A 12715-nucleotide genomic window follows, 5' to 3' on the forward strand; every position below is an offset into this window, starting at 1 on the left:
TAAAAAATGGCTCAAAATTATGATGTAGTTATTTTAGGGGGAGGGACAGGAGGCTACGTAGCAGCAATTCGTGCAGCACAATTAGGCTTGAAAACAGCTATAGTGGAACGTGAACGACTTGGTGGTACCTGTCTACATAAAGGCTGTATTCCTAGTAAGGCGTTACTTCGCAGTGCAGAAGTGTATCGTATGGCGAATAAAACGGCAAGTGAATTTGGTGTAGATATCTCTGGGGTTACATTGCAATTCAATAAAGTGCAAGCACGCAAACAAGCAATTGTAGAGCAATTAAGCCAAGGTGTGAATACACTGATGAAAAAAGGCAAGATTGATGTATATGAAGGAACAGGGCGGATTTTAGGACCTTCTATTTTCTCACCAATGCCAGGTACGATTTCTGTTGAGATGCTAAATGGTGAAGAAAATGAAATGCTAGTTCCAACGAATGTTGTCATTGCAACAGGATCGAAACCGAGAGGAATGGCAGGGTTAACAGTCGATGGCAAATACATCATGAATTCTGACCATGCTTTGCAAATGGAGGAATTGCCAACGTCATTACTGATTGTCGGTGGTGGTGTAATTGGTATTGAATGGGCATCGATGCTATGTGATTTTGGAGTATCGGTAACAGTCGTTGAATATGGCCCATCAATTTTACCAGCAGAAGATGCAGATGTCGTAAAGGAAGTTACAAAGCAGCTTGAAAGTCGTGGCGTACGTATTGTAACAAATGCACGCTTAGATTCAGATAGCTACAAAATAGAAAATGATAACGTTTTCATTTCTGCGAAGCTTCAAGATAAAGAAGAACATTTCACGGCAGAGAAATTGTTGCTGTGTGTTGGGCGTGAAGCAAATATACATGGTATCGGATTAGAAAACACAGACATTGAAATAGACAACGGCTTTATTAAAGTAAGCGATTCTTATCAAACGAAAGAATCACATATGTATGCCATTGGGGATGTTATAGGTGGGTTACAATTAGCACATGTTGCCTCCCATGAAGGATTGTCTGCGATTGAACATATTGCAAATGGAAAAAAAGCGCCGTTAGATGTATTGAAGGTGCCAAAATGTGTATATTCATTCCCAGAAGTAGCTAGTATTGGTTTAACGGAAAGTGCTGCCCGTGAACAGGGCTATGCATTAAAGGTGGGCAAATTCCCATTTAAAGCAATAGGAAAAGCGCTTGTCAATGGAGATTCAGATGGCTTTGTAAAAATAATAGCTGATGAAGAAACGGATGACATTTTGGGTATTCATATGGTGGGGCCACATGTAACGGATTTAATAGGAGAGGCGTCATTAGCAAAGTTATTGGACGCAACTCCTTGGGAAATTAGTCAGGCAATCCACCCACATCCATCACTAAATGAAGTGTTAGTAGAATCTGCCTTAGCTGTTGATAAGCGGGCTATCCATTTTTAACTTGGATTGAGCCAAAGTCTTCTACATCTAGGAAACGGAAATAGGAACGATAGTTCGTTAAGAGCTCTCACCTATGTTAATTCAAGTTAAAAACCTTAGTAGATGACACAGATTTTATAAAGGGCTTTCTAGAAAACGCCAAAAATCTGAAGGCAATTACGCCAAGGTGTAAAAATACTGTCATAATTTAAATACTAAAGTAGCTTGTACATGGATTACAGGCACTTTAGCATTTTCTCTAATGCGAAAGGGGTGTTCATATGCAAGACGTTCAAATAAAACATGAAGATTTAGGTTTATCGACTGAAGATGTCCTTGCTATGTTCGAAACGATGTTAATGGCAAGAAGACTAGATGAGCGTATGTGGTTATTAAACCGCTCAGGTAAAATTCCATTTGTTATTTCTTGTCAAGGGCAGGAGGCAGCTCAAGTAGGAGCAGCTTTTGCACTAAATAAGGATATAGACTATATTGCACCATATTACCGAGATATGGGTGTTGTATTGCATTTTGGAATGACGCCAAAAGAGTTAATGTTATCAGCTTTTGCAAAGGCTGAAGACCCGAATTCGGGCGGCCGCCAAATGCCAGGGCACTTTGGACAAAAGAAAAATCGCATTTTGACTGGTTCTTCGCCAGTGACAACACAAGTTCCACATGCAGTTGGTGTGGCGCTTGCAGGACGTTTGCAAAAAGAGGATTTTATTACCTTTGTCACATTAGGAGAAGGCTCTTCCAACCAAGGTGATTTTCATGAAGGTGCGAATTTTGCAGGAGTGCATAAGTTACCCGTCATCATAATGGTAGAAAATAATCAATATGCAATTTCAGTACCAGTAGAACGTCAATTAGGTTGTGCAAAAGTATCCGATCGTGGTATTGGCTATGGGATGCCTGGCGTTACAGTGGATGGTAAATGTCCATTACAGGTTTATAAGGTCGTTAAAGAGGCAGCAGAACGTGCACGTAGCGGTGCTGGTCCAAGTCTAATCGAAACGGTGACTTTCCGTTTAACTGCACACTCTTCAGATGATGATGATCGTCAATATCGAACAGCTGAAGATATTGCAGAAGGTAAAGCGAAGGATCCGATTGTATTATTCGAGAAGTATTTACAAGATGCTGGCATTATGACTGAATCTCTTCGAAAAGAAATAGAAGACCGTATCATGGCTGAGGTGAATGAAGCAACGGATTATGCAGAAGCAGCACCGTATGCCCAACCAGAAGATGCCTTGAAATACGTATATGCACCAGTGGACGGAGGTGACGTGTAATGGCAGTTATGTCTTATATTGATGCGATTACATTAGCGATGAAGGAAGAAATGGAACGGGACGACCGCGTTTTCATCTTAGGGGAAGATGTTGGTCGCAAAGGTGGCGTTTTTAAAGCAACGACTGGTCTTTACGAGCAGTTTGGTGAGTATCGCGTATTAGATACACCACTTGCTGAAAGTGCCATTGCAGGGGTCGGTATTGGTGCGGCGATGTATGGGATGCGCCCAATTGCTGAAATGCAGTTTGCAGACTTTATTATGCCAGCTGTGAACCAAATAGTTTCCGAGGCTGCGAAAATCCGTTATCGTTCAAATAATGACTGGACTTGTCCGATTGTCGTGCGTGCTCCTTTCGGTGGAGGAATTCATGGCGCGCTTTATCACTCACAATCGGTTGAGGCTCTTTTTGCTGGAACGCCTGGTTTGAAAATTGTCATTCCTTCTACACCATATGATGCAAAAGGTTTGTTAAAAGCAGCGATTCGCGATGAAGATCCTGTGTTATTTTTTGAGCATAAGCGAGCATATCGACTAATTAAAGGAGAAGTCCCATTAGACGATTATACATTACCAATTGGTAAAGCCGACGTTAAGCGTGAAGGTGAAGACGTTACAGTAATAACATATGGTTTAGCTGTTCATTTCGCTTTACAAGCAGCAGAGCGATTAGCAGCAGATGGTATTTCAACGCATATTTTAGATTTACGTACTGTGTATCCTCTAGATAAAGAAGCAATCATTGAAGCGGCAAGTAAAACAGGCAAAGTTTTACTAATTACTGAAGATAACAAAGAAGGTAGCATTATAAGTGAGGTCGCAGCTATTATTGCTGAGAATTGCTTGTTTGATCTTGATGCACCTATCCAACGATTAGCTGGTCCAGATGTCCCTGCGATGCCATATGCACCGACAATGGAAAAGTTTTTCATGATTAATCCAGAAAAAGTAGAACGTGCTTTGCGAGATTTAGCTGCTTTTTAATTACTCAGATGATACTCCTGTATATTAGGAGAAAAATACTTAGTTGTAGTCTCTTTTTGAAGTAAGCGTTAGGGGCGCATACTCAAAATAGCAAAAGCCTCCGGCGGTCGTCACAGATTTTAAACTTGCTTGCTTTGTCAACGCAATATCTTGGCTAAGGTTACTACCGAGGCGTAATTGATGGGAGGAATAGGATAATGGCGATTCAAAACATTACGATGCCACAGCTCGGTGAAAGCGTAACAGAAGGTACAATCGAAAAATGGCTCGTGCAACCAGGTGATACAGTAAAAAAATATGATCCATTAGCAGAAGTTGTGACAGATAAAGTAAATGCAGAAATCCCATCCTCTTTTGAAGGGGTTATTACAGAGTTACTTGCTGAGGAAGGGCAAACGTTACCTGTGGGAGCCGTTGTTTGTTCAATCGAAATTGCAGGTGACGGTGAGTTACCTGAATCTCAACCTGCCAAAAAATCAACAGTAAGTTCAGCGATTCGGAACGCGGGTATTCAGAAAAAACAAGAGGCGCCAAAGGAAACGACGGTTGCCGTTTCGGCAGAAAAACCAGTAAGACAGCAAAAAGCGCGTTACTCACCAGCCGTACTTAGACTAGCGCAAGAACATGATATTGCACTTGAGCAAGTAGTTGGGACTGGAGAGGGTGGTCGTATTACACGAAAAGACCTTCAACAATTAATTGAAGCTGGCAATGTGCCAACGGCTAAAGATGCACCAACTTCTGAGCCAGTTGCCGCTGTTAGTAACCAACAAGTCACTCCATCAGAACAAGCTGCAAAACCAGTACCATCTGGCCAAGAAACACAAGCTGGTGATATTGAAATACCAGTTACAAACGTGCGTCGTGCCATTGCTAATAATATGGTGCGTAGTGCTCAAGAAGTACCACATGCTTGGATGATGATGGAAGTGGATGTAACGGATTTAGTTGCGTATCGAGATAGCATTAAGACAGAATTTAAACAAAAAGAGGGCTTTAATATTACTTATTTTGCATTCTTTGTTAAGGCTGTTGCACAAGCATTAAAAGAGTTCCCAATGATGAATTCAATGTGGGCAGGAGATAAAATCATTCAAAAACATGATATAAATATTTCCATTGCCGTAGCAACGGATGATGCACTCTTTGTCCCTGTTATAAAACACGCGGATGAAAAGTCAATTAAAGGGATTGCTAAAGAGATTCATGAGCTTGCTCAAAAAGTTCGCGCAGGCAAACTGACAATGGATAATATTAAAGGCGGTACGTTTACGGTTAATAATACAGGTGCTTTCGGCTCTATGCAGTCAATGGGCATCATTAATTACCCGCAAGCAGCTATTCTCCAAGTGGAAAGTATTGTAAAAAAACCTGTTGTTTTACCTGGCGGAATGTTTGCTGCACGCGATATCGTAAATTTATGTTTATCTTTAGATCATCGTATACTAGATGGATTAGTTTGTGGTAAATTCCTAAATAGAGTAAAAGAAATACTCGAAAATACAAATAAATCTTCGACGTCAGTCTACTGATGATTTGTCGGAAACCTGTTGTATAACGGTTTCCGATTTTTTTTTGCTTTTCGAGTAGCAAATTGTCATGTAGAATAACAAATAGAAACTACTAAGGGGGGAAGCTGATTAAGCGTCCGCATGTCAAACAACATGAAAAATATTGAATTTGAAAAGCCGTCCTATTCAGAATGGCAAGATGCAGCAATCAAAGCTTTAAAAGGGAAACCATTCGAGTCTCTTTTAACGAAAACAAGTGAGGGTGTTACGTTAGAACCGCTTTACACGCAAGAAAGTTTAGTAGCCAAACTAGGTGATGAGCTAGATAAACAAGTTGCTACAATCCGTTCCCTACAAAATAGCGAAGTATTTCGTGTGGCACAGCAAGTGTATGCTGAAACAAGTGAAACATTCTTCGCGCAGCTTGATGATAGCTTAGCTCGTGGCAATGAGGTAGTGACAGTTGATAGTCGTGTAAACTTTGAATGGACTGAAGAAATATTGGCACAACTAGCTACATATTTCTCTGAATATTCGTTTAAAATGACGGTAAAAAATGAAAATGACCCTTTACTGGCAGTATTCAACAACATACCAACTGAACAACGACAAGATGTAAACGGCTTCATTATTTCTAACAATCCAATTAAGCTTGTAGGATTGCCAAATGTACGTACGTTAAGTGCAGATACAGTGTCTTTCCATAATGAAGGTGCTAATGCTGTGCAAGAATTAGCATATGCACTTGCAATTGCGGCTAAATATGCAGAGCAAGAAGAAAGCTTTGAAGCTTTTGCACAAAAATTTTATGTTTCATTTGCCCTTGATACGCAATTCTTTACAGAAATCGCTAAACTACGTGCTTTTAAAGTACTTTGGAAAGCGTTCTCATCAGCTTATGGTGTGACAGAAAATGTAAAAGTTCCAACACTTGCTGAAACTTCGCTTCGAAGCTTCTCTAAATTGGATGTTTACGTAAATTTACTTCGCGCTGCAAATGAAGCGCTTTCTGGATTAATTGGCGGTGCGGATGTCTTTACAGTTCACCCACATGATGCATTAACGAAACCGACAGAGCAATCTGTACGTATAGCGCGCAATGTATCTCTAGTATTAAAAGAAGAAACAAATGTGTTAAAAATAACAGATCCTGCGGGTGGTTCATACTTCATTGAATCATTAACAGCTGACTTCGTAAAAGAAGCTTGGGCATTATTTTTAGAAATTGAGGCTGCTGGTGGTATAGATGCTTATACAGCTTCAGGAAAATTAGCTGAAGCGTTAGAAGCATCTTATCAAGCACGCATTAAAGCTGCACAAACACGCAAACAATCGGTTATCGGTACAAATATTTATGCAAATCCTGCAGATGTACTTGATAGCGAAACAAACCCACTATTTGCAAATATTAAGCGAATTACGATACCGTTCGAGCAACTGCGTTTACAAATGACTGCAGCCAATGTGAAAACTGGCATCTTAGCATTAGGCTCACTAAAAAGTTCTAAACCTCGTGCTGATTTTGTATCTGGTTTCTTAAATACTGTTGGTCTTGTACCCGAAAAAAGTGAACCAGCTGTAACTGCTAAAGAAGCACTTGCTTGGTTAAAAGCTACAGACGCAAAATATGTAGTTATCGCAGGTAATGATGATGCTACAAAAGAAATGGTTCCTGCAATTTTAGCTGAAAAACCAGCACACGTGATTGTAGACGTAGCAGGTAAATTTAAAGACGAAGAAGAAGCTTGGTTAGCAAATGGCTTAAACGGCTTTATTTTCGCAGGACAGAACATCATTGAAAAATTAAATTCGGTGTTCGCTAGCATGAAGGAGGTCCAACGATGAGCAAGCCAAATTTTAGTGCAATTGAAATCGAAAAAGTATTAACAGCAGAAGCTCCTGCGGCTTCAGACGACAAATTCATGACAAATGAAGGTATTGAAATTAAAGATATTTATACAAAAGATGATATTAAAGATGTAAAACACTTAGATGATGTTGCAGGTATTGCGCCAAATACACGCGGTCCATACCCTACTATGTATGTCGCACGTCCTTGGACAGTTCGTCAATATGCAGGTTTCTCCACTGCGGAAGAATCCAATGCGTTTTACAAACGTAACCTTGCAATGGGGCAAAAAGGTCTTTCAGTAGCCTTTGACTTAGCAACACACCGAGGATATGATTCGGATCACCCACGTGTAACAGGTGATGTTGGTAAAGCAGGGGTAGCAATTGATTCAGTAGAAGATATGAAAATTTTATTCGATCAAATTCCTTTAGATCAAATGTCTGTGTCAATGACGATGAATGGTGCCGTACTTCCGATACTCGCATTCTATATCGTTGCTGCTGAAGAACAAGGTGTTACTCCAGAACAGCTTGCTGGGACAATCCAAAATGATATTTTAAAAGAATATATGGTACGTAACACGTATATTTACCCACCAGCAATGTCGATGAAAATTATTGCAGATATTTTTGAATTTACAGCTAAGTTTATGCCAAAATTTAACTCTATTTCGATCTCAGGCTATCATATTCAAGAAGCGGGTGCTACAAATGACATCGAGCTTGCTTATACATTAGCGGACGGTCTTGAATATGTTCGGACTGGTTTAAAAGCTGGTATTGATATTGATGCCTTTGCACCACGTTTATCATTCTTCTGGGCTATCGGGATGAACTATTATATGGAAGTTGCGAAAATGCGAGCTGCTCGTCGTATTTGGGCACAAATGATGTCTACGTTCAATCCAAAAAATCCAAAGACATTGGCATTACGTACACACTCACAAACATCTGGATGGTCTTTAACAGAGCAGGACCCATTCAATAATGTAACGCGGACATTAATTGAGGCGAATGCTTCATCTATGGGCCATACGCAATCTCTTCATACGAATGCACTAGACGAAGCAATTGCATTACCAACAGATTTCTCTGCACGTATTGCACGTAATACGCAACTATTCCTACAAGAAGAAACGGCTATGACAAAAGTGATTGACCCTTGGGGTGGCTCATATTATGTTGAGAAATTAACAGATGAAATCACAAAGTCTGCATGGGCGTTAATCGAAGAAATTGAAGAACTTGGTGGTATGGCAAAAGCAATTGAAACGGGCCTTCCAAAAATGAAGGTTGAAGAAGCTGCGGCTAAACGTCAAGCGAAAATCGATTCTAAATCTGAAACGATTGTAGGCGTGAACAAATATCGTTTAGAAAAAGAGGAACCAATCGATATTCTTGATATCGACAACACACTTGTTCGTCAAAAGCAAATTGAGCGTTTAGATGCCATGAAAGCTTCTCGTGATGAGGCAGAGGTTCAAAAACATCTTGCTCGCTTAACGAAAGCAGCACAAGATGGTGAAGAAAACTTACTTGCAATAGCGGTAGACGCTGCACGTGCTCGTGCATCGCTAGGAGAAATCTCTGACGCTATCGAGATAGTATCTGGTCGTCATAAAGCAATCATTCGCTCTATCTCAGGTGTTTATTCTGCAAACTTCTCGGATGAAGAGCAAATTACAGAAGTAAAAAATATGACAGATGAGTTCCTTGAAAATGAAGGTCGTCGCCCACGTATTTTAGTAGCGAAAATGGGACAAGACGGGCATGATCGTGGTGCTAAAGTAATTGCAACAGGCTATGCTGACTTAGGCTTCGATGTCGATATTTCACCACTATTCATGACACCAGAAGAAACAGCGCAAATGGCTGTTGAAAATGACGTGCATTGTATCGGTGTATCATCACTCGCAGCAGGACACAAAACTCTCGTGCCAGCGTTAGTTTCTGAACTGACAAAGTTGGGCCGTGAAGATATTATCATTATCGTTGGAGGCGTTATTCCAGCACAAGATTATGAATTCCTTTATGAAGCAGGGGCAGTGGCAATCTTTGGACCTGGTACAGTTATACCAGTTTCTGCAATTAAAATAATTGAGGAAATTTATAAACGTTTAGGTTACGAGGAAGTGTCTAAATAATGGACAAAAACAAAGAGATGCAGGAAAGTGCTCTATTTGTCATGGATGGCGTGGAGGCATCTCACGATGGTATGCAATATGGTGTACCAAAAAAATTCCGAAAGAAAAAAGCTGACAAACTTGATATTCAAGAGCTTGCACGAAATGTCCGTGCAGGCTCACGTGTACAATTGTCAAAAGCTATTACACTCATTGAAAGCTCAAATATGACTCATAAAGTACAAGCGCAAGAGCTATTACAGGAGCTTTTACCGCATACAGGCAACAGCGTCCGTATTGGTATTACGGGAGTACCAGGCGCAGGGAAAAGCTCTTTCATTGAAGCTTTCGGAACGATGTTATGTGAGATGGGTAAAAAAGTAGCAGTCCTTGCAATAGACCCGAGTTCTTCGTTATCGGGGGGCAGTATTTTAGGCGATAAAACACGCATGGAAGAACTGGTGAAAAAGCCGAATGCGTTTGTTCGCCCGTCACCGTCTGCTGGTACCCTAGGGGGTGTTCATAAGAAGACGCGTGAAACGATGCTTGTCTGTGAAGCGGCTGGGTATGATGTGATTTTGATTGAGACGGTTGGTGTTGGTCAAAGTGAAACATATGTCCGAGGAATGGTTGATTTCTTCTTATTGTTAGTATTGACGGGTGCAGGAGATGAACTGCAGGGCATGAAAAAGGGCATTATGGAATTAGCAGATGCCATTGTTGTGCATAAGGCTGATGGTGATAATGTGCGACTAGCGAAAAAAACCGTTTCCGAATATAAGCAAATATTGCATTTCCTTCAACCCGCAACGCCAGGATGGATGTCTACTGCTATGCCAGTTAGTTCGTGGGAAAAAAAAGGACTCGATAAAGTATGGAATACAATCGGTGACTTTAGACAAACGGTGGAAGCGAATAATTACTGGTCCATTCGCCGTCAAAATCAAACGAAAGATTGGTTCCAATCCATGATTACAGATCATCTCATTGATGCATTTTATGGGGATCCAAACCGTAAAGAACAAGTACAGTTACTAGAGCGCCAAATTCTTAATGGACAATTGACAGTAACGCAAGGTGTAGATCGTTTATTTAGCGATGAGCAAACACAGAAATAATGTACGCTTTTATATGAGCATGTAGGTGCACAAACTCGTCACTTACTGCTATGATAGGAGATGTATGAGTGCTATCTAAAGCATCTTAAGCTTAAAGACAAGCGCGAAATTGAAAGGAGCTATCGCTTTATGAATATGGATTACGATTTATTTATGCAAGAAATTTTAAAAACAGCACGTGCTGAAATTGAAACTGCAGGTTATGAGCAATTACGCACACCTGAAGCTGTTGAAGAGGCGTTTGCTCGTCCTGGTACAACATTAGTCATGGTAAATTCAGTATGCGGCTGTGCGGGAGGTATTGCTCGACCAGCAGCAGCACAATGCGTGCATTACGATAAACGACCAGATCATTTAGTTACTGTATTTGCAGGTCAAGATAAAGAAGCTACAGCAGCTGCTCGTTATCACTTCGGTGAAGACCACCTACCATCTTCTCCATCATTTGTACTTTTAAAAGATGGACAAGTTGTAGCAGAAGTTGGCCGCTATGAAATTGAAGGGCATGATCCAATGTCGGTCGTGACAAACTTACAAGCAAATTTTGAAGAATATTGTGAAGAGCTTTAATATTTTTCAATATCTATGTAAGGCAAGATTAAATAGGGTTTAGCTATTATTCATTTGGCTAGAGTGACATGTGCACTTTAGTCAAATCCTTTTGGAATTTTTGTAATATTGGCTAAATAAAAGTCTTGCTGATTAAAAAGTTTTACTAGATAAGAAAAGCTTCTAATGAATAATTATTCGTTATGAAAGTTGCAGGATGGGAGGCAGTCGACTTGAAGAAATTTTCAATCGGCTATCGTACATTAAAAACAGCAATCGGTGCAGCTATTGCCATAGCGATTGCGCAGTATTTTGAATTGGCTTCTTATGCTTCAGCTGGTATTCTAACGATCCTATGTGTGCAGCCAACAAAGAAAAAATCACTTCATGCTGCTTATACCCGCTTTGTCGCAAGCATAGTCGGTATGCTGTATGCATTTTTAAGCTTTGAGCTATTTTCTTATCACCCTCTAACATTGGCAGGTATGCTTGTATTGTTTATCCCGACAATTGTGTCGTTAAAGGTAGCAGATGGTTTCGTCTCTAGTGCGGTCATAATTATGCATATTTACGCTGCAAAGGGCTTTACGTTAGCTCTTGTTTATAATGAATTTGCTTTGATGGCTATCGGGTATGGTACGGGAATAGCGATAAATATGTATATGCCAGATATTCAAAAGGAATTAAATTACTATAGAGTTAAAATAGAGGAACTGTACAAAAAGATTTTTTTAGAAATTGCCAGCTATTTAAGACAAGGCGATACATTATGGGATGGGCAGGAAATTATTCAAGCTATTAAAACGTTGAATGATGCAAAATCATTAGCTTTTAAAGATGTTGAAAATCATTTTACACGAAGACAAAATGATTATTATCTTTACTTCGATATGCGTGAACAGCAGCTTGAAATAATTGAACGAGTACTCCCTAAAATAACTGCACTACCTGTTATAGTACAAGAAGCGGAAATCGTTGCGGACTTCCTACAAGACCTTGGTGAGCATGTCCATTCAGGAAATACTGCAGGTCGTTTTAGGGAGAAATTAGAGCTAGCAAAGAGAGATTTTGCTGAATTACCTTTACCGACAAATCATCAAGAGTTTATTGCTCAGGCTGCGCTTTATCAATTCATTGAGGAAATGGATCGTTATTTAGAGATAAAGCAATCATTTAAGGGTTTAAAGGTCAAAGGAAAGCGCCCACAGTAATGTGGACGCTTCGCACTTTCTTAAACTAGCATCGATAAACCAAATGCAAGAGATGAGATTACCATAATGGCAATCATAGCATAAACTACGATTTTCTGAAATTTTTTATTACTCATATGCTCGTTCGCTCCTTCTTTTCTTATAAATAGTTTAGCAAATCTGAAAAATTTCTCAAGTAGTAGAGTTTTGACAAAAAAATCTGTAAAATAGGGTATGTACCATAACAGAAGGAGATGTCACCATGGAGAAAGTAGACCATATTGGGATTGCAGTGCGCGATCTTGATGAACGCATTACATATTATACAGAAACTTTAGGTTTAAAGTTACTGAAAGTAGAAGAGGTTGAATCTCAGCAAGTCCGTGTTGCATTTATCGACGCTGGCAACGTGAAACTAGAATTACTAGAACCGATGAGCGAAAAAAGTACGATTCACGGATTTATCGAGAAACGTGGCGAAGGCATTCACCATGTAGCATTCGGTGTAACAGGTATTCGTGAGCGTATGGCGGAACTTCGTGATAAAGGCGTGCGCCTCTTATCAGAAGAGCCAGGGCCAGGTGCTGGTGGTGCAGAGGTTGCTTTCTTGCATCCTAAATCATCTTTCGGTGTGCTATATGAATTATGTGATAAAAGCGGAAAAGGGGAAAAGTGATTA

At 40.1% G+C, this 12715-nt stretch carries 11 protein-coding genes; 10 read left to right on the top strand and 1 reads right to left on the bottom strand.

What is annotated here, in order from left to right; genetic code table 11:
- The first annotated feature begins 6 nt into the window (after nt 1-6).
- From lpdA to ACIQ1H_RS03505, 9 genes are all read left to right on the top strand, one after another.
- Nucleotides 7-1434 (top strand): dihydrolipoyl dehydrogenase, encoded by a 1428-nt coding sequence (gene lpdA / locus ACIQ1H_RS03465; protein WP_402886531.1) that lies wholly within the window; start codon nt 7-9, stop codon nt 1432-1434.
- A gap of 260 nt (nt 1435-1694) precedes the next feature.
- Nucleotides 1695-2711, top strand: a complete 1017-nt coding sequence (locus ACIQ1H_RS03470) for a thiamine pyrophosphate-dependent dehydrogenase E1 component subunit alpha (RefSeq protein ID WP_402886533.1) — start codon at nt 1695-1697, stop codon at nt 2709-2711.
- Nucleotides 2711-3694: an alpha-ketoacid dehydrogenase subunit beta gene (locus ACIQ1H_RS03475; protein ID WP_337980889.1), complete on the top strand. Its 984-nt coding sequence runs from the start codon at nt 2711-2713 to the stop codon at nt 3692-3694. Before ACIQ1H_RS03470 ends, ACIQ1H_RS03475 begins: the two co-directional genes overlap by 1 nt.
- Before the next feature lie 197 nt (nt 3695-3891).
- Nucleotides 3892-5226: a dihydrolipoamide acetyltransferase family protein gene (locus tag ACIQ1H_RS03480; RefSeq protein WP_173479015.1), complete on the top strand. Its 1335-nt coding sequence runs from the start codon at nt 3892-3894 to the stop codon at nt 5224-5226.
- Nucleotides 5227-5358: 132 nt separating this feature from the next.
- Nucleotides 5359-7050 (top strand): methylmalonyl-CoA mutase family protein, encoded by a 1692-nt coding sequence (locus ACIQ1H_RS03485; RefSeq protein WP_402886536.1) that lies wholly within the window; start codon nt 5359-5361, stop codon nt 7048-7050.
- Nucleotides 7047-9200, top strand: coding sequence for a methylmalonyl-CoA mutase (gene scpA / locus ACIQ1H_RS03490; RefSeq protein ID WP_173479013.1), 2154 nt, complete (start codon nt 7047-7049; stop codon nt 9198-9200). The genes ACIQ1H_RS03485 and scpA overlap by 4 nt, the downstream gene beginning before the upstream one ends.
- The gene (gene meaB, locus ACIQ1H_RS03495) at nt 9200-10297 is read left to right on the top strand and encodes a methylmalonyl Co-A mutase-associated GTPase MeaB (protein WP_173479012.1); all 1098 of its coding nucleotides are present in this window, start codon (nt 9200-9202) and stop codon (nt 10295-10297) included. Before scpA ends, meaB begins: the two co-directional genes overlap by 1 nt.
- A 129-nt stretch (nt 10298-10426) precedes the next feature.
- Entirely contained in the window at nt 10427-10867 is a 441-nt protein-coding gene (locus tag ACIQ1H_RS03500) for a BrxA/BrxB family bacilliredoxin (RefSeq protein ID WP_173479011.1), read from the top strand.
- Nucleotides 10868-11049: 182 nt separating this feature from the next.
- On the top strand, nt 11050-12057 hold the full coding sequence (locus ACIQ1H_RS03505) for an aromatic acid exporter family protein (protein ID WP_402886538.1): 1008 nt from the start codon (nt 11050-11052) through the stop codon (nt 12055-12057).
- 20 nt (nt 12058-12077) lie between these two features.
- Here ACIQ1H_RS03505 and prli42 read toward each other — a convergent pair whose 3' ends face one another.
- Nucleotides 12078-12173 carry a stressosome-associated protein Prli42 gene (prli42, locus tag ACIQ1H_RS03510; protein WP_173479009.1) on the bottom strand — a complete coding sequence of 32 codons (96 nt, stop codon included), beginning with the start codon at nt 12171-12173 and terminating at the stop codon, nt 12078-12080.
- A 125-nt stretch (nt 12174-12298) separates the two neighbouring features.
- On the opposite strand from prli42, the gene mce reads away from it, so the two are divergent.
- Nucleotides 12299-12712 (top strand): methylmalonyl-CoA epimerase, encoded by a 414-nt coding sequence (gene mce / locus ACIQ1H_RS03515; protein ID WP_173479008.1) that lies wholly within the window; start codon nt 12299-12301, stop codon nt 12710-12712.
- The last annotated feature ends 3 nt before the right edge of the window (nt 12713-12715 follow it).

Source organism: Lysinibacillus sp. NPDC097279 (genome assembly GCF_044761745.1).
In the GTDB taxonomy this organism is placed as follows: Bacteria; Bacillota; Bacilli; order Bacillales_A; family Planococcaceae; genus Lysinibacillus.

What these genes read in the sequence shown, in the direction of transcription:
- ACIQ1H_RS03470 (WP_402886533.1), top strand. Translation starts at nt 1,695, where the DNA reads ATGCAAGACGTTCAAATAAAACATGAAGATTTAGGTTTATCGACTGAA.
- ACIQ1H_RS03505 (WP_402886538.1), top strand. Translation starts at nt 11,050, where the DNA reads ATGAAAGTTGCAGGATGGGAGGCAGTCGACTTGAAGAAATTTTCAATC.
- scpA (WP_173479013.1), top strand. Translation starts at nt 7,047, where the DNA reads ATGAGCAAGCCAAATTTTAGTGCAATTGAAATCGAAAAAGTATTAACA.
- ACIQ1H_RS03500 (WP_173479011.1), top strand. Translation starts at nt 10,427, where the DNA reads ATGAATATGGATTACGATTTATTTATGCAAGAAATTTTAAAAACAGCA.
- mce (WP_173479008.1), top strand. Translation starts at nt 12,299, where the DNA reads ATGGAGAAAGTAGACCATATTGGGATTGCAGTGCGCGATCTTGATGAA.
- meaB (WP_173479012.1), top strand. Translation starts at nt 9,200, where the DNA reads ATGGACAAAAACAAAGAGATGCAGGAAAGTGCTCTATTTGTCATGGAT.
- ACIQ1H_RS03485 (WP_402886536.1), top strand. Translation starts at nt 5,359, where the DNA reads ATGAAAAATATTGAATTTGAAAAGCCGTCCTATTCAGAATGGCAAGAT.
- prli42 (WP_173479009.1), bottom strand. Translation starts at nt 12,173, where the DNA reads ATGAGTAATAAAAAATTTCAGAAAATCGTAGTTTATGCTATGATTGCC.
- ACIQ1H_RS03475 (WP_337980889.1), top strand. Translation starts at nt 2,711, where the DNA reads ATGGCAGTTATGTCTTATATTGATGCGATTACATTAGCGATGAAGGAA.
- ACIQ1H_RS03480 (WP_173479015.1), top strand. Translation starts at nt 3,892, where the DNA reads ATGGCGATTCAAAACATTACGATGCCACAGCTCGGTGAAAGCGTAACA.
- lpdA (WP_402886531.1), top strand. Translation starts at nt 7, where the DNA reads ATGGCTCAAAATTATGATGTAGTTATTTTAGGGGGAGGGACAGGAGGC.